This window comes from Rhodococcus sp. 05-2255-3B1 (assembly GCF_002258545.1).
Classification (GTDB): Bacteria; Actinomycetota; Actinomycetes; order Mycobacteriales; family Mycobacteriaceae; genus Rhodococcoides.
In genome coordinates this window covers 27992-48418 of sequence record NZ_NOZC01000008.1, presented here as the reverse complement: position 1 = coordinate 48418, position 20427 = coordinate 27992, and the positions used below count along the sequence as shown (strand labels likewise).

At 62.0% G+C, this 20427-nt stretch carries 18 protein-coding genes; 8 read left to right on the top strand and 10 right to left on the bottom strand.

Going from position 1 to position 20427, the window contains the following annotated elements; all coding sequences use genetic code 11:
• Positions 1-301: 301 nt before the first annotated feature.
• The 4 genes from CH249_RS08060 to CH249_RS28715 all read right to left on the bottom strand — a co-directional run bounded on the left by CH249_RS08060 (position 302) and on the right by CH249_RS28715 (position 4697).
• A complete protein-coding gene (locus CH249_RS08060) occupies positions 302-1018 on the bottom strand; it encodes a hypothetical protein (protein ID WP_032364832.1) in 717 nt (238 codons plus the stop codon).
• Positions 1018-1878, bottom strand: coding sequence for a hypothetical protein (locus CH249_RS08055; protein ID WP_032364831.1), 861 nt, complete (start codon positions 1876-1878; stop codon positions 1018-1020). The genes CH249_RS08060 and CH249_RS08055 overlap by 1 nt, the downstream gene beginning before the upstream one ends.
• On the bottom strand, positions 1875-2324 hold the full coding sequence (locus CH249_RS08050) for a hypothetical protein (protein ID WP_032364830.1): 450 nt from the start codon (positions 2322-2324) through the stop codon (positions 1875-1877). The genes CH249_RS08055 and CH249_RS08050 overlap by 4 nt, the downstream gene beginning before the upstream one ends.
• Before the next feature lie 750 nt (positions 2325-3074).
• Positions 3075-4697 (bottom strand): MinD/ParA family protein, encoded by a 1623-nt coding sequence (locus CH249_RS28715; protein ID WP_080733001.1) that lies wholly within the window; start codon positions 4695-4697, stop codon positions 3075-3077.
• A gap of 199 nt (positions 4698-4896) precedes the next feature.
• On the opposite strand from CH249_RS28715, the gene CH249_RS08035 reads away from it, so the two are divergent.
• Positions 4897-5763, top strand: a complete 867-nt coding sequence (locus CH249_RS08035) for a phosphoadenosine phosphosulfate reductase family protein (protein WP_052049301.1) — start codon at positions 4897-4899, stop codon at positions 5761-5763.
• A gap of 134 nt (positions 5764-5897) precedes the next feature.
• Here the strand turns inward: CH249_RS08035 and CH249_RS08030 are convergent, their stop codons facing one another.
• The 3 genes from CH249_RS08030 to CH249_RS08015 all read right to left on the bottom strand — a co-directional run bounded on the left by CH249_RS08030 (position 5898) and on the right by CH249_RS08015 (position 9063).
• On the bottom strand, positions 5898-7040 hold the full coding sequence (locus tag CH249_RS08030) for a DUF6615 family protein (RefSeq protein WP_143537510.1): 1143 nt from the start codon (positions 7038-7040) through the stop codon (positions 5898-5900).
• Positions 6955-7524: a MerR family transcriptional regulator gene (locus CH249_RS08025; RefSeq protein ID WP_303396048.1), complete on the bottom strand. Its 570-nt coding sequence runs from the start codon at positions 7522-7524 to the stop codon at positions 6955-6957. Before CH249_RS08025 ends, CH249_RS08030 begins: the two co-directional genes overlap by 86 nt.
• Before the next feature lie 681 nt (positions 7525-8205).
• The gene (locus CH249_RS08015; RefSeq protein ID WP_176460259.1) at positions 8206-9063 is read right to left on the bottom strand and encodes a LysR family transcriptional regulator; all 858 of its coding nucleotides are present in this window, start codon (positions 9061-9063) and stop codon (positions 8206-8208) included.
• Between the two features lie 92 nt (positions 9064-9155).
• Between CH249_RS08015 and CH249_RS08010 the strand changes: the two genes are divergently transcribed.
• The 7 genes from CH249_RS08010 to CH249_RS07980 all read left to right on the top strand — a co-directional run bounded on the left by CH249_RS08010 (position 9156) and on the right by CH249_RS07980 (position 17141).
• The gene (locus tag CH249_RS08010; protein WP_230591638.1) at positions 9156-10148 is read left to right on the top strand and encodes a DMT family transporter; all 993 of its coding nucleotides are present in this window, start codon (positions 9156-9158) and stop codon (positions 10146-10148) included.
• Entirely contained in the window at positions 10099-10935 is an 837-nt protein-coding gene (locus CH249_RS08005; RefSeq protein ID WP_052049299.1) for a hypothetical protein, read from the top strand. Before CH249_RS08010 ends, CH249_RS08005 begins: the two co-directional genes overlap by 50 nt.
• A 22-nt stretch (positions 10936-10957) precedes the next feature.
• On the top strand, positions 10958-11269 hold the full coding sequence (locus CH249_RS08000; RefSeq protein ID WP_032364824.1) for a hypothetical protein: 312 nt from the start codon (positions 10958-10960) through the stop codon (positions 11267-11269).
• Positions 11266-12744 carry a pyridoxal-dependent decarboxylase gene (locus CH249_RS07995; RefSeq protein ID WP_052049298.1) on the top strand — a complete coding sequence of 493 codons (1479 nt, stop codon included), beginning with the start codon at positions 11266-11268 and terminating at the stop codon, positions 12742-12744. Before CH249_RS08000 ends, CH249_RS07995 begins: the two co-directional genes overlap by 4 nt.
• Positions 12741-13748, top strand: a complete 1008-nt coding sequence (locus CH249_RS07990) for a cupin domain-containing protein (protein WP_052049297.1) — start codon at positions 12741-12743, stop codon at positions 13746-13748. Before CH249_RS07995 ends, CH249_RS07990 begins: the two co-directional genes overlap by 4 nt.
• Positions 13745-14479, top strand: coding sequence for a type 1 glutamine amidotransferase domain-containing protein (locus CH249_RS07985; protein WP_052049296.1), 735 nt, complete (start codon positions 13745-13747; stop codon positions 14477-14479). The genes CH249_RS07990 and CH249_RS07985 overlap by 4 nt, the downstream gene beginning before the upstream one ends.
• 757 nt (positions 14480-15236) lie before the next feature.
• A complete protein-coding gene (locus CH249_RS07980) occupies positions 15237-17141 on the top strand; it encodes a hypothetical protein (RefSeq protein ID WP_032364823.1) in 1905 nt (634 codons plus the stop codon).
• 516 nt (positions 17142-17657) lie between these two features.
• Here the strand turns inward: CH249_RS07980 and CH249_RS07975 are convergent.
• From CH249_RS07975 to CH249_RS07965, 3 genes are read right to left on the bottom strand one after another with little or no spacing between them, the layout of a single operon-like run.
• Positions 17658-18731, bottom strand: coding sequence for a GAF domain-containing protein (locus CH249_RS07975; RefSeq protein ID WP_032364822.1), 1074 nt, complete (start codon positions 18729-18731; stop codon positions 17658-17660).
• Complete coding sequence (locus CH249_RS07970) at positions 18728-19768, bottom strand: sporulation-delaying protein SdpB family protein (protein WP_141214631.1); 1041 nt, start codon at positions 19766-19768, stop codon at positions 18728-18730. The genes CH249_RS07975 and CH249_RS07970 overlap by 4 nt, the downstream gene beginning before the upstream one ends.
• Positions 19765-20424, bottom strand: coding sequence for an SdpA family antimicrobial peptide system protein (locus tag CH249_RS07965; RefSeq protein WP_052049294.1), 660 nt, complete (start codon positions 20422-20424; stop codon positions 19765-19767). The genes CH249_RS07970 and CH249_RS07965 overlap by 4 nt, the downstream gene beginning before the upstream one ends.
• Positions 20425-20427: the final 3 nt, after the last annotated feature.

Here is a 20427-nt window from a genome sequence, read left to right as displayed (position 1 = left end):
TCAACGCGCGAGTCGCCGGTCAAACCTGCCCGGTGATGCCGACCCCGTTATAGTCGGCGCGGTCAACCGCGGTTGATTGTTGAAGCGTCTCGACTTGCGTCGCTCCTCGCTGAAAGCTTCTCGCCGCAGGAGATGTCTTGGCCGGCGAGAAGGTCCGCAAGAACGACCGCGCGCGCCGCATGGGCCAAGATTTCGGCAGGTAGCGGTGGACCATCGAGGGTTCGGATTCGCATAGTTGTCAGTATGGCGTTCGACTCCGACAAGTTGCTGTCCCGCAACGTTTCCGGTGCCGATTCACGGGTCACTGGGGTGTCCATGGCATGCATACCTCGCGCATTCTCGACCAGTGCATGTGCGGTGGCCGTATCGCGCCTCGGCCCAAACCGCCTGTTTCGACTGTTGGTTTGCCCTGCAGACAGATCCGTGGGCTCAGGCGACCGAGGTGGCCGTTCGGATGGAGGTGGCCGGCCGACCAGGCATCGATGTCGACGGGATGCACTTCCCATCTCAGCACCTGCCCCTCACCCTGGCTGCGCTTCTTCCCGATTGCATCGATCGATGCCAGGGTTGCGCTCACCCGGTCGATGTCGCCGACACCTCGCCAGAGCACAGTCCGCGTGGAGGTCAGTAGGAGCGGCATCTGGCGTGCGCGATATCGGCCCTGCCGGTCGGAGATGACCGATGGTCGGTACCTCGAGAGTTGCTCGAGCGCACGGTGGTCGGGGCGTCCGCTCCAGTGATGGATTTCCGGGGCGTCGACCGGGTCTTCGGGATAGGCGTATGTAGCGCACCAATGCCAGTCGTCGCCTCCCCCCAGAGTGCACCGAGCGAGTGGCAGATCCAGATCGGCGGGCACTTCGTCGGGGCCGGCGGCTTCGAGGTACTGTCCGCGGCCCCGAGCAGCGGCTTTCTCGTCTTCCCACATCTCGGATGCGAGCAAGCCATCGAGGCTCGTCGCCCATGGAGCTGCATGCGCAAGTCCGACCGCCAGGTGTGCTTTCACCTCAAACGGCCTCATCACGTCAGCGCCTCCATGACTTCCAGCGCCTCCTCACGGCGCTCTCGAAGATGGGTTCGCCAGTCGAGCTCCTTCGGGTCGTCGCCGGCGAGAAGGGTCCGCTCGAAGCTGGTGCGGACGAGACCGTGTCCGATAGCTGTACGCCCGCCGATGGTTCCGGACTCGACGAACCTGCCGACGACGTCGGAGAAGAAGGCCACGTCCAGATCGGTTGCGCGATCGAGACGCAAGAAGGACTCGAATCGTGTACCGGCAGGCAGTGTTTCGATCTCGTAACGCATCAGAGAGCTACCGTCGACGGTGGCTGCGTCGGTTCGGGCGACTGTGGGGAAGTCATGATCGGTGGAATCGTCGAACCGGCTGTATCGTTCGAGCGCCATGGTGTCGAATTGGCTCAAGACAGCACGGTCAGGTGCGGGACGGCTCATGAGGTGGTCGGTTTCGAGGACGTGCGGAATCACTTTGCCCACGCGGAGACAGCCGTCGATCATTCGACCGCCGCCGCTGCCGCCAAAGACGCTGACCTGTGGGTTCAATGTACGGAGCCGGTGGAGCCGTTCGCCGGACAGTGGCTCTCCGGTGACCTTGGTCAGGCTGCCCCCGTTCCGAAGTGTGTGAGCTGCAGACAAGCTGAGAAGCCCTTCGTATGCAAGGGCGTCCCGTAATAGCTCCTCTCCGATCCGCCGGAGCGCCCCTCGGAAGGAGTTGCCGGACACAATCGGAACCAAGGCTGCGGAACCGTTGGGCTGCAGTATTTTTTCGCGCCGGAACAAGGTCGTTGTGGTGGCGCTGTGTTCACCGCGGTGCGAGATCGCCGAGACCGCTGTGATGTCGAGCTGCCAGCGCAGGGTCGAGGTCACTTCTGCCTCCTGGGCGATGTAGCAGTCGCTGTGGTGGCCCGGCGCGCTTGAACAGCTTCGGCCACGATCCGTGTTCGGAGTACGAGGGCGGTGGTGTTTTCCCGTAAGAGGGTCAGGACCGGTATCGATTCCTCGCGTAGAAGGACCGATAGTTCGAGGCGTTGTTCTTTCGTCGACGGCGCTGACTCGAGATCGGTTGCCACGGTGCTCCACCATCGATCGAGGTCGGCTCCGCCGGTGTATGTCGCGACCCGGACTCGGTCTGGCAGGTGGTGGTCCCAGTACAGCTCTCTCCGGCGTCCCACCCACCCGGTGTCCCAGTTGATTCCGTAGTGCAGCAGCAGCAACAGTCGTTCGGCTATTGCTGCTGCACCGGTGACGGGCGGCAGGAAGCTGGCTGCGTCCAGCCAGGTTTGGGTCGGTGTCGTAGCTCTGATCGGGGTCATGCCGTGCCTCTGGTTGACGTTGAAGCCGTCGCTGCGAGGTCGAGGTACACAGGCCGCTCTCGCCACGGATCGAGGCTGTCCCAATCCGCGAACACAGACGTCCACGTTCGATGCGGAATGTTCTTGAGCGTGCTGAATGCCGGCGCTGCGCGCGCAAGGGCGGCCAGGGAGAACCCTCGCCGTCGCAATCGCACGACTGCGCTCAGGCGTTCCGCGTCGTGCTCTGTCCATGGAAGCGCGATGTCGTCGACGGCGACCCGACCCCACCGGGCATGAGGAAGAATGTGCTTGCGCCCAGGACGTAACGGAACGACGACGGCGGACGTCGGAGAGATCGCTTGTCCCAGAACGCGACGTAAGCGGGTCTTCGACAATTTCGTGGCACGCCGTGGATCGCTGGTGACCAGCAGGAGGTCCGAGCGAAGTGCCGTTGTCGTGTACACCCAAACGCAGACGCGACACATCGTAGGAGCCGCAACGTCTACCCACCCGTCGAACCCGGTGAACGTTCTCGACACAGTCTCACGCACTCGCCGTCCGGAACCTTCTGTCGCGCCACCGCACCGCGCGCACGCGGAGTCACCTGAAACTCCGGTTGGTGGCCACGAAACCGCAAATCCTGTCGCGGCCTCGTAGGCGGTCGTCACAACGTCGAGCGCTGCTCTGCCCCTTGATAGTTCGGCCATATCTGTACTCTAACGGCGCGCCCGGACACTACGGACAGGCCAACTTTCACCGGCACAGTCCAACTCACCAAGGACTCGGGCCGGGCGCTGGTGCGTGCCGGCCGACGTTGGCAGGAAAGTCGTCGGCGAGCAGAGCAGCCAGCTCAACGAACGCGCGTTGTGCAGGCTTGCCCAGTAACTCGAGATCGATGGTGTCGCCTTCGGCAAGGTGGTCGTCGTACGGGACGACCTGGACGGCGCGAGTGCGTTCTGCGAAGTAGGACTTGAGTTGCTCGACATCGAGGGCGGTCGAGCCCTTCCGTGATTCGTTGATGACGACGACGGTGCGTTTGACCAGGTCGTCGAAGCCGTGTCGCGACAGCCATTCGAGGGTCGCCCCAGCGCTGCGTGCTCCGTCCTTGGCTGCGGAGGAGACCAGGACCAGTGCGTCGGCTTCTTTGAGGACGCCTGCCATGGCCGAGTTCATGAGACCGGTGCCGCAATCGGTCAAGATGATGTTGTAGAACTGTTCGAGGATGCGCAGTGCGGCGGTGTAGTCGTGCTCGTTGAATGCTTCGGAAACGGACGGATCACGCTCGCTTGCAAGAACTTCGAGCCTGCTTCGCGCTTGCGAGGTGTAGCTCCGTACGTCGGAGTAGCTGTGTACTTCTTTGTCCGCGAGCAAGTCTCGCACTGTGCGGTCACTGTCTCGGTGAATGCGGTACGCGAGCGTCCCGAAATCTGGGTTGGCGTCATAGGCAATGACGCGGTCGCCCCGCAGTGCTGCGAAGGTCGATCCAAGCCCTGTTGTCGTGGTTGTTTTTCCGACCCCGCCCTTCATGGAGAGGACTGCGATCTTGTAGTTCCCTCGAACCGGTTGCCGTACGCGGCGCAGGAGCTGCTCGTACTCGAGTTCAGCCGGCGACTGGCCGGGATTGGCTGAACCGAAGGAGAGTCGGTAGAGCCATCGTCGCCAACCTTTGCTAGGTGGCAGTTGCGCACGGCGGATCAGCTCCAGTTCGTCGATCGACCGCGGAGGGGCAACAGCTGCTGTCGGCCTTGCTGTCGGAATTGCTGTGGGCACTGGTTCTACCAACTGAACGGGCTGCGAGGTGAAGGGGCGATGAGCTGTCACTGCCGGAGAGTCGGGGGCGCTTGTTGGCTCCGGGTGAGATGTCGGTGCTGAACTGCCGGCCGACTTGTTGGTGTGCCATTGCTCAACAGCGGGTGCGGAGCCGCCCTGCCCTGGCCAGGCCGAGGGCCGGTCCGGTATTGGTACCTGACCATCGTTGACGCGCGGCGGCCGTGGGGCCGGCTCCGAGGTGGGTCGATGAGCACCAGAATTGGGCTGGCTCGCCGAGGGGGAGCTGCTGGGTGCGGCGCTGGGCCGGTCTCTCGGCACGATTTCGGATGCGACTTTGGACCGGGCTTGGGGTACGTTTTTTGACACGTTTTCATCAGCGTTGTCGGCTGCGATTCTGGGTGCGTCGATTGGCACGAATTCGCTGGCTACAGGCTGTTCACGGGCGGGTTCTGGCTGACCTGCACCTGAGTCCTGGAGGAGGTCACTGTCCTGCCCATCGTGGCGATCTTCCGACCCCCCTTCTGGCTCGGAATCGTTCGACTGATCGGTCGCATTGTTCGCCGCCGACGGATCAACTACCCACCGGGGCAACGCGCTGCCTGGGTCGGACTCTGTGGGACTCATCGGTCGCCACCTCTTCCTCTTGCTCATTCAACGGACGATATCCGGGCGAACATAACACCGGCACCGGACACCTCGAACAACCCGAAAACTGCTGCCGAGCGACCACACGGACGCCCATTGTGTAACCGGTAATTCCGCCTGTTCGGGGTAGCAGCTTCTGCTTCGTCCAGTCTGAAGTGTCCGTGTCCCGACTATCGTTGTGGCGGTGCGTAGCAACGATTTCGACGGCCTCGATCTCACTCGCCTGCGGTCCCTTCGATCCTCGCGACATGACATTTCGACGATCGTCGATCGCGTGGCCGAACACCTCGACGAATTCGATGGGTACGTCGCATTCAGCGGTGGAAAGGATTCCGTCGTTGCTGTTGATCTCGCCCGTCAGGCGGACCCAGATGTCCCGGTAGCTTTTTTCGATTCCGGTCTCGAATACCCCGAGACCTACGCCTACGTCGAGCAGATTGCGACGAAGCTGGGACTGGACCTGCACATCATTCGCGCTGAACCAACGCTGTTGACTGTGATGGCCCGGACCGGGGAATGGGACCACGGCGGTAGCCCGTCGGCTCATGTACCCGCGCGAGGCTTCGAGACCTTGATTGCGCAGCCTGCCCGGGCTGCGCACACCAAATTCGGTGACGGGGAGGTCTGGGGCGTGCGGGCAGACGAATCCAGGAAAGGAACCGGCAGGTGGTCGATGTACTACTCCGCTCTCGCACGTGAGATCAACGAGCGCTGCCAAGGCGCGAGCTGCTGCAGCAACAAAGCGGAGCAGCGTCGACACCACGGGGGGACGGTTCGCCGCAACGATGGAACTGTGGCCTATGGTCCGGTGTGGGACTGGTCCGCGGACGATGTGCTGGCCTATTCCCATCAGCACGAGCTTCCGAGCAACCCTGTCTACGCCAAACTGGCCGCGCTGGGCGCACCTGCAGCGAATCTGCGGGTTTCACACATTCTCGACGGAAATTTTCTCGAATCGGGCAGGGTCACTCGTCTGCGTCGAGGTTGGCCGAGCCTGTTCGAGGAGATCGCCGCAGTGCTCCCTCGAATACGCGAGTTCGTGTAGATCGCCATATCGACTGTGCGCGTGTAGCATTCCTGGTACTGAGATTGCACAGGGTGAGTCGGAGGCACACCACACGGTGGCCTCCGACTACTTTTTCGTGTCGAACCAGGAGATCTCACATCCGGCGACCGCCGCTATCCCTGGCTCATGAAAAATGAGCTTTCAGGGTTGAGCTCCAACAACAGTCGATATCCCGGTCCTGTCCGCTCGGTCTCATCTGTCAGGTTCAGCATCCGACCCACGAGATCGTCTCTGCCGATCTCGCGAGCGAATTCCCTCGCGGTGACGAGACGTTCAGCATGGCGCGCTTCATCGACTGTGGTGAGAGATTTCCGGATCGAGAACCCGCCGTTGTAGGCGGCCTGCTCGGCTGCTCTTGACGGCAGAGGATGGGTCATTTCCTCGAAGGCGTCGTCGGTGAGCGGCGATCTGTTTCCCTCCATATGGTGAAGATTTTCGGCCACCTGTCGAATTGTGGGTGTCGCGCCTCCAGATCCGGAGTGCAGGAGGTATGCCCAGGGGGTCGAGTGCACGAGATAGCGGGGGATGTAGCGCTTGTTTTTGCGGCGTCTCCTGGGGATGAGAGCCGCCGGGAAGTCCGATACCGATGGATCGCCGTGGATCGCTTTGACTTTCTGCGCCGCGGCTATTGCACACCCCCAGTCCAACGAGCCCCACAACGGGTACGGAACGTGCCCACCGTGCACCGCTCTGAGGTTTTGTGCGATCGCATCGTGATAGTGGCCTCCCACGAGAAACCTGTCCTCGGGCCACCCGTTGAAAAAGACGTACAGCGGAATTGCATCTTCGGTCAGGCTCTTGAAGATCAGGTTGTCGTATTGCTTGACTCCCTTCACTGTGTGTCCGAGCTGCTCGTACATGTCGGCATCGTGACTTGCGCGTTTCGCTTGAATTCGGAGCTTGATCCACCGCTCCTCGGCCGAAGAACCGATCCACCACTCCCAATCTGCGCCGTTTCCCGCTTCGACAGCCTTGTCGAACTTCGTCACTCGCAACGACGGAATGTGAGTCTGCAACCGAATCAAATTGAGATCGGTGAGCGTCTCTTCTCCAGGTCCGATGCCGCCTGCAATTCCCGTCTCCATCAGGTCCCACGTGTCGGAAGCAGCGAAATTCATTGCATGGACCATATGGTTGGTCCGAGGGTGTCTACTCATTCCGTAGTCGATTTCAAGCGGTCCTGCGGTCGCGTCGCGATCGCAGTTCGTCGATCCCGGCGACCTTGCCGCTTCCCGCAGCGACTGCAGGGAGCGCACGGATATCGGCAGCCACGTCCGCGACTGTATGCCCGAGCGCGATGCCGAACACGCCCTGCCCACCGCGTAACAAGTCCACAATCTCGTCGTCAGATGTGCACTCGTACACCGAAATACCGTCGCAGAGCAGGGTCACAGATGCCAGACCCTGGGCGTCACGCGCACGCAGGCACTCGATCGCAATGCGTACATTTTGCAAAGACACTCCGGCCTCGAGCAGGCGACGAATCACTTTGACCACCACGATATCGGAGAAGGCATACATCCTTTGCGATCCCGAACCGGATGCAGCGCGGATCGACGGTGACACAAGCCCTGTACGGGCCCAGTAGTCGAGCTGGCGGTACGTTACCCCAGTCACTTGCTGGACCTGGGGCGATTTGTACCCCGGACACCCGTTCACGGCGTCGTCGGCGATGCCGTTCGAGGTCTTGAAAAGCCCCGGCACGATGTCCTCGAACGAACCCTGTTCGCTGCAGCTCACAACTCGCACCCACCCTTTAATCGATCGTTCGATGCACGATACCGCTCGACATCACTCTCCTTTCTCTCCCGGCCAGCGGGCCAGCTCTGCACGTTTGGCCCGCACCGTTACTCGGTGGACAAACCGAGCAGCCATCCGATGAACGGCGTAAGACGAGGAACACCGAACCTGAAGAGCAGAAACACCGCGAGGAAGACGGCTATCGTGACCCGCCTGGATCGGAACTCCGTGAAGGAACGGATCGCTATAACGGCAGTGACTGCCACTACCAGGGAGCAGAAGTTCAGCACGTCGTCGCCGCTCGTCCGAGCAAACCTGCCGATGCAATCGGGCTGAGTGGGGTCATTTCATGGGGCGTGATGCTGTTCATCGCCGCACCGTAACGATTGTGGCACCGATGGCGGAGGTCTTGAACGGAACGTAGAATTCCCCGAATAGGGGAATTCTACGAAGCTTGATCCCACGGGCGTGTCGGACAGTGTTCGGCCACCACCGTCGCCCTGCCGACGTTCAGCATTCGCGATCTCCCGCGCTTCCGGTGGCCGTGAACCCGGATCTAGCGCATACCTGCGCCCTGACAATCACTGCCATACAACCTGTTTCGCAGATGTCATATGCCTGCCCGTTACCTTTTGAGCAGTCCTGAGAACCGAGCGTTACGGGTGCAGGTCGGCCGCGGAATCAGCCTGCGAGAATCACGTTCATCGCATTCAGGAGCGCGCCGACAGCCGGGATTCGGGTCGAGCTCGCCGCACGCAACGAACGCGTCACGGCCGGCTCGGTCGGCAGATACCGCACCCCGGCCGTTCGGACTCGCGCGGTGTCCGGAACCAGCGCGACGGCCAGACCTGCTTCGACGAGGGCCAGTTGGGTCGAATAGTCGGACACCTCGTAGCGGATCGTCGGTTCGACTCCAGCTTCGCGCAATGCGTGCACGAGCGCGGAGTGCGCATCCGACCCTGATGGGCATACCGTCCAGATCGATTCCGTTTCGCCGGAGAGGGTTGCCATCTCACGGCTATCCTCGATCGGTACCGCGAGGTGTACATCCTCGGTGTGGAGGGTGTGGACGTCGATACCTGCGGGGACCGTCGCCGGCCGATGGTCCCAGGACTCGAAGACGACGAGATCGAGGGTGCGGTGCTGGAGGCGGTCGAGCAAATCGATTCCTTCTCCGTCGACGACCTCGGGGCGCAGCAGTGGATACGTGCGAGCGAGGTCTGCCAGAGCTGGGACCACCAGCCGACGTAATGCACTTGCGACCGCGCCTACTCTCAGCGCTCCGGCAACGTCGGTATCGATCGAGGCAAGGTCGTCTTCTGCGGCTTCGGCGAGAGCGGACATGGCGGCCGCACGTGTCGCCAGTGCGCGACCGGCGGGGGTCAGCCGTATCGACCTTCCCTCTCTCTCGACCAGGGTGGTGCCGGCTTCCTTCTCCAACTTGCGGATGTGTTGCGACACTCCAGGTCCGGTGAGGTGTAAAGATTCTGCAGCTCGAGTGACAGAACCTTGTTCGGCTACTGCGGCGAAAACTTTCATCCGATCCCACGACAACATATAAGTGATACTACTGTTTTAGCGGTAGAACTGGCTAGTAGACTTATCGGTTTGTAACTGGTTGCCTTGACCAGGTGACCAGAACCGCGATACCGAGAGCTGACGCCGCCGATCGGGGGGTGGGCGGGAATGCGGCGCTGGTCATCGCCGGTGCCGCGTCGCTGTCGCTGTCCGCCACCTTCGTCAAACTCGCCGATGTCACCTCGGGGACGGCGGCATTTCTACGATGTCTTATCGCGCTGGCGGCTCTCGTTCCGATGGCGCTGTGGGAACTTCACCGACGCGGCGCAATGCCGACGAGGTTGTATCCCATGGCCATTGGTGCCGGAGTCTTCCTCGGAGCGGACTACGTGATGTGGACCGCGAGCATCCTCGACGTCGGTGCCTCGATCGCCACCGTCCTTATCAATGTCCAGGTCGTCGTGCTGCCGCTGATCGCGCTCGTCGTCGATCGAACCGCAATCCCCCGACGATTCCTCATGGCGGTGCCTTGCATGCTGCTCGGCGTTGCACTCGCCGGCGGACTCATCGGCGGAACAGGAGCCGACAACGCGCTCCGCGGGTCCATCCTGGGAATCTCCGCCGGTGCCGCGTACGCGGCCTACCTGTTCCTGAACCGCCGCTCCACCCAGCGAAGCCCCAGCCATCTGGTCACCCCGATCTGTGTGGCCACCGCATCGGCAACGGTCACTGCCGGCATTGTCTCGGCAGGCCTCGGAGACCTCGATCTCGACATCTCCGCGGCCGCGTGGGGATGGATGATCGCGCTCGCTTTGCTCGGACAGGTTGCCGCCTGGCTGTTCATCAGTTCGGGATCCCGATCGCTGGCGGCTAATACCGTCGCGGCCTTACTCCTGCTGCAGCCTGTGCTGGCTATCGCGTTCGGATTCGTTGTCCTCAGCGAGCGACCCACCTGGATTCAACTGGCCGGAGCCGCCGTCGTCGTCGGAGCCGTCTGGACCGCAACCCGACACCCCCACCACCCTGACTCCACTTCAAGCCACGGAAGAGGCCTTCATGACCCCATCTCCGACGAGCATCGATCGAGTCGTCCTACCCACCGATAGCACCATCCCCGTCGCCCGCAGCGCCGAATACGACACCTACTTCAGGATCTCCCGCAGCGCCGACCCGCACGCGTGGGCGGTCAGCGCACTGACCGTCGTCACCGCCATCACCACAGATCTGCCGCAGTCCACTCTGGACAACGACTCACGACTCCGCCTACTCGACGCCCTGGCCGTAGTCGTCGGCGACGCCTCCGCCGCAGCAGCTGTGGCCGCACAGGGACGAGATCCTTCCCCGCTGGCAGCGCCGGCAGACCACAGCACGGACGATCGCACCCCGCAGGCTCCCAACGACGCTGCACGACAAGCGATCACACGCTGGAAGAAGGGCCACCACCTGTTCCACCTGTTCGTCATATCCATGAACAGCCGGCTCGCGGCAGTGCTGGAGTGCCTTGCAAACAAGCAGTGGCCCGCTCTCGCCCACCAACTCACCGAACTAGGGACTCTCTACGCCGGGGCGACCGAGAGCATGCGGTACGCGTCCGATTTCTCACCGGAGATCTACCGTGACTTCGTCCGGCCATCCATGGAACCGCCCTGGCTCGAACCCGGGTTCTCCGCCGTGTTCAACCGGGATCACGACGTGATGCTCACCCGCGCCAAGATCGTCCGTACAACACTCAAGACGGCTGAACTTCCCGGCGTCGCAGCAGATTCCGCACGACGGCTCTGGAAGAGCCAGGCCGAGAACCGGCGCGCCCACCAACTCATCTGCCAACGATTCGTCCCCGGCGGCGATTCACTGCTGCAAGAGCACTTCGACAGCACCGGTCAGAGCAACTGAAACAGAAAGGCTTCGCCCTCTCATGATCACCGTCATCGAAACCTGGCACCTGACCGCCGAAGCGGCCGAGAACGCCCTCTCGGTCCTGCAAGAAATGGACGAACTCCTCGACGACAACGCACACCACCACCCGGGGTGGGCGGGCCACGCGCGCTTCTTCCAGCACGCATCGGACCCCCAACGCGTAACGATGACCTACCCCTGGGAAAGCGCCGAGCACGCCACGCACCTCATCGAATCGGAGACGCCACTACTCGAAGATTTCTACCGCCGGTACTGCGAACGCCCCCGCGAGGTCGTCTTCGCCCACGAGCTGCCGGTCGACGTCGAATGACCCCCGACCCAACAAAGCCGACTGGCGACTGGACTCCCGAGCAGCTCAAAGCCTTCGGCACCGACACCCTCGATCGAATATGTCGACACTTCGCCGCGCTCGACGACGTGCCCGTCACGACGCCGGCCGATGCGGCCGATGTCGCCGACGCGATCGACAGCGAGCTGCCATCCGAGGCAACAGATTTCGCCGACATACTCGACGACACCTGGAACAACGTCGTTCCGCATTTGACGCACTGGAACCATCCACGATTCCACGCCTACTTCAGCAACAGTTCCTCCGGACCGGCCATCCTCGCCGAGATGACCGCTGCGGCATTGAACGTCAACGTCATGTTGTGGAAGAGCGCGCCCTCGGCTGCCGCCGTCGAAGACACCGTCACCAGATGGCTCGCCGAACTGCTCGACTACCCCGCCGCAGACGCACTGCTCGTCGACGGTGCATCACTGGGCACGTTCTACGCGTTGGCCGCCGCCCGCCACCGGGCACAGCCCGAGGTTCGACATCACGGAACATCCGGCCAGAAACCCGGCCGGATCTACACCTCCGACCAGGCCCACTCGTCGGTCGACAAAGCTGCGATCGCTCTCGGCATCGGGCTCGACAATGTCGTACGCCTACCCACCGACGCTAGCGGCCAACTCGATCCTGCTGCTCTGTCGACTCGCATTGGATCGGACGTCGCGGACGGTTACACACCGATCGCTGTTGTCGCCACCGTCGGTACGACCACTTCAGGTGCTCTCGACCCGGTCGAGGCGATTGCGGCCGTGTGCCGCGACCACCGAGTGTGGCTGCACGTCGACGCCGCGTACGGAGGCTTCTGGCGCATAGCCCCGGCCATCGCGCAGGTCCTTCCGTCACTCGCGGCCGCCGATTCTCTCGTCGCCAACCCACACAAAGTGCTCTTCACCCCTATGGAGTGCGGGGCACTGTTCTGCCGTCACCCCGGAGCACTCGAAGCCGCCTTCACACTGGTTCCCGAATACCTGCGTACCGACACCACCGGCGGTATCGACTACATGAATTACACCCTCAACCTTGGGCGACAATTCCGAGCTCTGAAACTGTGGTGGACCCTGCGCGCCTTCGGAATACGAGGCATCCGAACTCGACTCGAACACAGTCTCACCCTGGCGACGAGGCTGCGAGACGCCCTTGCCGCAGACCCGCGGTGGCATCTCGCGAACGATTCGCCGCTCCCCTTGCTCTGCCTCCGGATCTCCTCTGCCGACGGACAGGCGACGCGGAAGATCCTCGAGACCGTCAACAGCACCCACCGGACGCTGCTCTCCCACTCCGAGCTCAACGGCCACTACGTCATCCGAGTGTCCATCGGCAACATCCACACCACTGCCGACCACATCGACCAACTGGTTGCCGAGCTCACCGAGGCAGCCGACGCCGTCGTCGGCACACCCCGTCCACTCGCTTCAGTGACCGTCACCCAACAGGAGGTATCCGCGTCGTGACCACCACCATTTCCACCGAGGCCATGCTGCACGAGAAGGCGGCAGCAATATCCGCCATCGGGCGGTGGTCCGCGGCCAACGAGAACTTGCCGTGGGCCCCGGCCCCCGACTCCCATGCCGTGCACTGGAGTTATGCCGAGCTTCGACCGCTCGCGATCGCGGCAGCCGACATGGTCAAGGGCGACCGAGCAGCTCTACGGGTACTGACCCTCGCCAATCCGGGCCATGCCCGCGAGGCCGCCGTCGGATATCTCTATTCGGGGCTGCAGATCATCAACCGCGGTGAAGGTATGACCCCGCATCGGCACGCGCCGACGGCCCTGCGCTACATGCACGAGGGTGACGGGGCATGGACGGCCGTCGGTGGAACCAAGATGTATCTCGAGCCTCGCGACGTGGTGATCACCCCCGCCGGCGAATGGCATGAGCACGGCAACGACAGCCCCACCGACTCCCCCGCCATCTGGCAGGACTGCACCAACGACCCCCTCGTCGCCGCCCTCGCCGCGACACAGTTCGAGCTCCACACCGACAACACCCACCTCGAGCCCCACATTTTCGCGCAGGACAGACACCACCGAAACCTGAGCGAGCCGCTGCTCTACAAGTGGGACAACGTACTTCGCGCCCTCGGTGAGCAACAGCGGACCCACGAGGCCGACCCGCACCACGCATACCGACACACCCTGCACGCAGAAGGAACCCACGACCCTGTCACACCGGTCATCGATGCTGCATTCACACTCCTACCTGCAGGGATCCGAACACAACCGATGCGGCGCACCGCTTCCGCCGTCTTGATCGGGGCACAAGGGTTGTCCACCATCCACGTCGACGGAAAGCCGTTCCGGTGCAGCGAAGGAGACAGCATCGCCGTTCCATCGTGGTCGACTGTCAGCTACGTCAACGACACCGACATTCCAGCCGTGCTGTTCGAGTTCAACGACGCGCCCGCGATGACCGCCCTCGGTCTCTACCGCGAAGAGAAAGACGCACAACGGTGACACCAACGTCGACCATCACGATCCTGCTGTCCGAAGCCCACATCCTGACGCTCAATGACGGCTCCACTCGACCATGCGGCTTCTGGGCCGAAGAGTTCATCACAGCCCATCGAATCTTCACGGCCGCAAACATACGGACGATCATCGCGACACCCGGCGGCGGCGCTGCGCACGTCGAACCCGACAGCATGCACGCCCCTCACAGCCCAGACCCTGACGGGTACAGAACGTACCTATCCGGTCTGAGCGAGAATTTGCGCGCGCCGGCCGCGCTCGAAACGGTTGACCCCTCTACCGTCGACGGGATCTTTGTGCCCGGCGGCTACGGGCCAGTGGTGGACCTGCACAAGAACTCTCACGTTGGAGAGTTTCTCCGCGCGCTCCGACGGGAGGGGACCCCGATCGCGACGGTCTGCCATGGAACTGCGGCGTTGCTTGCCGACACCGCATCCGGAGCAACGTGGCCGTATGCAGCCCTGACGATGACGAGTTTCTCGGACCAAGAGGAAGCCGATGTAGGACTGCTCGGCACGCTCCCCTTCACCGTCGAGCAGGAAATCCGGCGCCGGGGCGGCACGTACACCGCAGGACACCCGTGGCAGCAGCACATCGAAATCACCGACACCCTCATCACCGGACAGAACCCCGCCTCCACCGAGGCGGTCGCAGAACAGCTGACCCAACGGATCGCAAACTACTCCAGTTCGACTACCCGTTCAGGAACTCGCTAGTTCACCGGCCGGTTGACCTCTCGGCTTTGTCCCTGGATGGAACTGCTCGGAACGCTGTAACGTGCGTGGGATTTAGAATTTTATAGGCCTATTCTGTCTGTCAGCACCTGATTGACGTCTTGGCCGAAGTCGCCACGACCAGCATTCTTAACCACTGACCGACCGAAACGAAAACACGACCATGACAACTGACATTACAGATACAGAAAACCCGCCACCTTAGGTCGAGTGACGGGTCTTTCCATCGATTAAAGCGCCGAAATAATGCAAATCAACATTAATATCGAAGGGATCAATGTAGACGCTGCTACAACCAATCCCGTTGTTGCCTTAATTACTTCTGTCACGGCAACAATGATCGCCGCTAAGGTGTATAATTTATCTATCACGATTCAAATAGGTCCTCCATTCAATAGATTTACCGATGCTTTTCCGGCATCCACCAATTATAGCAGGTAATTCACCTTTTCGCTTGAGCAACCCATTCCTCCAAACGATGATAACGAACTCTGCGAAGAGTAGAAGGCAGATACTTTAAGTAGTCCTATTGTCGCATCAATTCTGCCGCGCCGCTGCCCGGCAGACCTTACGGAATTGACCGCTTCGATACCTGCGATAGCACTTCCCGGATCACCGGCCAAAACGATTCAAGACCTCGCCTCAATCACCCCGGAGGCGTCGTGCATGCTGGGACCACTCTACAGCTGGCTGACTGCATTCGGCGACCTAGCATTGCTCGACCTCGTAGGCTGCACGAATGGACAGAGCAAGCATTCCGTCGCCTGGCGATATGGACCATCTGAGCAGCGCAGAACGCAAAGCGAAGCGCAAAGATGACCGTGGACGGCGAGTCGGCACCAACGTGCGCGATTACGAGCGCATGTGCGGATCTGGACCCGATCGATTGGCCGAGACTCTGATTGCGCGCCACAACGTCAGGATGAAGAACACGGAGAAGCTGCCGGATGGATTCCGATTCGAAGCAATCCTTTTTCTGGCACCGATAGCAATACTGGATATCGCGCATCGCAAGCTGAACCTTACTTTGGATCGCGCACCGTCAGCCTATTATGGCAAATGGCCTCACGACCTCGGCTGGGGAGTGGACAGCTGCGTCGCGGCCACCCGACTGCTTCTCGCAGGACAAGTGGTGGCCGCTGCCACGATCGCCCGACAACAACTCGAACGATGGACTGCGGTCATGGCACCTGTCGTCGGAGTCGAGCAACATCCGTCTGAAAAAGTGGAGGACTTCATTGCGCGTGCGTGGACCGCATACGCCGAGCGCATGCCAAATCCTGGCGCACCGCCGGAATCATCCAACATCGAGGGCGACGCAGACCCGACTACTGCGCAAGATATCGAGGGCGACGACAGCTCCGCAAGCACAGAGGAGCCAACCGCGCCTCATAAGCACGTCGTCCTGGCGAACGGACGTGAAGTATGCCCAGCCGTCGTCTACGGCGTTCTCAGCGAAATAATGCATGCGCGACTCTTCGAGGAAGCCATGTGGTGGGAGTCGGCCGCGCTCCTGAGCAGATTCGATGTACCAAGTGTCGTATACGGCGCGGTGGACTGCATAGCGGATGCGTTGAGCTTGAGCCTTACCCAGATTCAATACATGACGGCTGCTGGCCTGTATCGGCAGGGCGATCCCGAGGACGCCGTGACGTTGATAGCAAGTATCAACCTTGCCGTACGGCCTTCGGCTGACGTCGCGGGTGAAGAACCACCAGACGATGCCCTCCCGTATTCGTCATCGTTCGTACTGCCGAGATTGCCTACCGTCATGCCATTGTCGCCCGATGAAGGCCTCTTGCCGGTGTTTGTTCGCTACCTAGACGATCAACGATCCACGTACGAGTCGCTGGCCTGGAATCATCGGCCCGCAGGTCGCTTGTATCGGGACGACGAGCTTGCGACGTTAGCCTTCGGCGCTCATCGCCAGGCGAGTGCATCGTTTGCGCTACGAGCCCTCGCCGCCGAGCGAGACGAACTAGGCGACGATTTCAACATTGACTCGGTGGCCTCGCGCGGGACGAACTACATCGTGGTTGCCGAGTTGGCGGCTCTTGCTGCTCTGTGGACACGCAACGGTCCTCTGATACCAGCAGCATCGACTCCCCTGGCTCTGGTGTCGTCGACGTTGCGGTCCGCATACTGGTTGTGGTTGGAAGACGACGACCGGGCGATGGCTTCGCTTCGATGCACGCTAGAGCAAATCGCTCGATCCAGGGTCCACCGGACGAAACCGGCGAAAGCGGAGCGCCTTGAAGAATCCGTGCACAACAAGCCTCAGCGGTGGATAGAGGCCGCCGGGTGGGGTCGACTGTCGGCTTGGAATCGAGTGTTGGGCGCGTACGCGCACGCCCACAAAAAGCCTAATTGGGAAGGCGCTAGAGAGCTCCTGAAGGACTTGCAGCTCGACGCGGACGAGCCGTACGCCTTGCAGCGAGCGCGTGGTGACGCACTGAATGTGGTGACGACTCTGGTGGCGCACGAGTCAATCAGCATTCTGGCTCTCTTCTCACAGAAGGTGGCGGCTACCGCAGCTGAACTGCTGGAAAACCACTCAGGCTTGGACATGACACGGGAATGGATGGATGCGTTGATGAGTAACGCACTTGCCCATCGGAAAACACCGATTACAGAACAAGACTGATCGGCCAGCCCGAACACCCCGCTCCGGTAGCTACTCGACGGGCTGGGCGGCGTCGGCGGGGCACCATTGGTGATCGAGCTGAAGGTACCCCTTGCCGTTGCCGATCGGAATTTTGAAACTTAGGCAGCAAATCCACTGTCCCCGTCCAGTTTTCGCCCATGCGTGAAGAAGCCCAGGGGCCTTGACGTCCATCGCGAGACCTTCCGATCTCTCGCCTGTCCGTCGCTGTTGCTGAAGCGGGTCGAATAGAGCTAAGTGGCTCGAAGGTCACGGGCCAGTTCTCTCACAGTTCGCTGGTCAAATGCACGACCGCTCGCCTGTGCGGCCGGTGGGCGACAGACATGTCCGCGCCGGCGGGCCTGCAGCGCAGTAATCTGCTCGCCGAAACGTGGGTGCGCTGTGTGATGCCGCGTCCGTGAACGGTGGTTTCGATGGTAATCGACCAGATACGGCCCCTCCCTGCTCGATACCGCCGTGGCCGACGGCCTGAGAGAACCTCATCGACGTCGTTCAAGGTCACGGCGAACAGTATGCCGCGGTCGGAAAGGTGTTGTCGTATAACACGACATCTGCGGAGCTACCGGCTCCGACCTCACCCACTCTGCGTACGGTGACCAATGCTGCGCGCGCTTTCGCACCCAGAGGCAATGGGGCAGCTCTGATTTCGTACTTCTCGTAGTGGCCGGTTTCGTGGAGCAACCGAATTGTCTCTGGCGTTCGAGCAGTGGCCGCAGGTTGTTGTACGGCTGTCGCCAGAAGTCGTGCGCACGGCAGGTCTTCGGGGTGTATGACGGGCCGCGCTTTAGTGGCGATGCTTCTCCACGCCAGTCCGGGCGGCGGTGCGGTGTGCCAAACCAGCAACATCAGCGTGGCGGGATCGACGATCGCAAGGTGTTCTTGGGGACGTAAGAGCGAGTGAACGATGAGGTCCGACAAGTGAGTAGCGGCGCTCTGGGGTGGCAGCGGGGAGGGTCCGAGGTCGTGCGAGAGGCCGTGGAACACACGGTCTCCTGTCGCGCGGTCGAGGCGAATGCGACCGGTCACGTTCACTCGGCGCTGCGCATGGTCTGCAGTGGCCTTCACTGTGGTCAGTTGCACTGCTGTGTCGGCGTGTGCGGCCACGAGGTGTCCCAGAGCTGGGGCGGCGTCGACGCCGAGATCATGTGGCTCGATGGCGTCGGCAACAGTACGCTGTCGGCCGTGGTGGGGCGCTGCCATCGTGATTGCGGTTCCTCGCGTGAGATTCCATTCGAAGGCGTGAGCGGACGGCGGAGCTGCAGATGCCTCCTCGACAGGTGAAATGAGCAGCCACACAGCTCGTGTACGACCGCGGTGATCGAGGATCGGCTCGGCGGTCACCCTCTTGCGGCCGGCCGTGACGTCGTGACGTCGTCCCGTATCGGATGCCGAGCGGACCGCATCGAGTGCCGCGGTGCGGTGGGAACCGCGGAGAAACTTCTGTAGTGGAGTTGCCCGGCGTGAGGTGTCGCCCACTCCCACCACGGTGTGTTCGTGCGGTCCGAGGGTGTCGATCAACAGCCACTGATGGCGCGTGTCGCGGCTGGCGTGGTGAGTGGATTGGGTCGTCATCGCTCGTCCGACCCGATGGCTTCGGGAGGGCCCGCTGTAGCGGTGATGGGGTCTGTGACATCGGGGCGGCGGCTTCGGTCGCGATCGAGCTCGCTCACGTCGAGGGTTGATCGTGTGCCGTCCGTCGAGAATGTGGTGCGCCGGCGGGTGGGCATCGCGGCGATGATCGCGGATCCGATCATGATCGTGGAGAAGCTCCACAGTCCCATGGTCGCGATGATCCCGACGTGTAGCACGATGTCGAGTGTCAGGCCCACTTTGCGCCATCGTCTCGTGCCTAGAAACAGGATTCCGATCAGCAGTTCGATGACCAGTGCTCCCCAGGTCATCGAGATCACCAATGCCGGTATGTTCGAGGTCCAGATCAGCATCGGTTCGAGTGGGTAGCTTGCTCCGAATGCGTTGTCGCGCAGGAAATAGTACTCGGCGGTCCCGTTGACCCAGTCCGAGACACCGAACTTGCTGATCGCACTGTCGAAGTAGATGAAGGCCAGCTGCAGTCGCAGCGCGAGCAGGCATGCGTACGAGAGGGGTTGAATCCACCGGTTGGGTTCGGTGGTGGGGTGTTGCCAATGCCAGCCTCTGTCGTCGAGGAGGGCAAGGGGGACGATCAGGATGCAGACGATGCGCACGACCGATTCGCCACCGTCGGGCAGTGCGATGCTGCCGGCGATCGAGTAGGCGACCCAGGCATGTGGGAGTGCGGTCACTCGGGGACGCCACCCTGTGGCCACCAGCAGCAGGATTGCGGCCATGCCCCAGTGTCGCCACTCCAGTGGGATGGCGTCGTGTCCGAGGCAGTACAGAGATGCGCTCTGCACTCCGGCGCAATGCGGAGCATCGTTCTGTCCGATCACCGGCACCATCAACGCAGCTGGGGTGGTGAAGAGCAGGATCGACAGCTGAGCTAGCGCCAGGACGGTGCGGCCGGTCCCGAACCACCTGTTGCGAGGATCGTGCTCGGAGACTTTTCGGTAGACGTACTCCACTGTGTCGTTGATGGTGCCTGCGGTCTCGAGCCGAGCGGTGGTCATCATGAGCACTGCACATTCAGGTGCGCGGTTGCGGTGACTTTCCGATATTCGTCCGTGAGACGTCGGAAGCTCCAGGGTGTGGTGTGCTCTTCGGTCAGGACGACGTCTCCACAGACGGTCGGTATCGGTGAGTTGCTCGTCACCTCGTCCGGAACAGACTCGGCAGCGGTGACAATGCATGTGGCCGTTGGGTCGTCGCAGGGCAACCAGGTTCGGACGGCGGCGTTGAGGAACCCGAGTTCGGGGCCTTGCGCCCGTTGGGTGCGCGATAGCCCGTAGAGGTTGGTCACCGCTCCCTGTGGGGTCTTCATCAGGCTGTAGACAGCATCGGCACTGTCGACGGTGTAGGCACCGACCTGGGTTCCTTCCGGATCGCGGGTGAAGAATGCCCAGTCCTGTGGATCCAATGCGTTGAACGCCGTCCGGACGGGGTGATCGCCGTCGCGTGTGAACAAGACGTTGCTGGGCAGTGTGAAGACTATGGCGAAGGCGAAACCGCCGACTACTACTGCCGCGGCGACCACGAAGAGCAGAACAATCAGCACCTTCGGTGGCCGACGTTGCGCCCCAATAGAAGTCGAGTACTCGCCGCGACCGGCCTCGATTGTGCTCGCTGTTGCCTCGTCGATCTGGTGCAGCTCGGGTCGAACGTCTGTCATGGC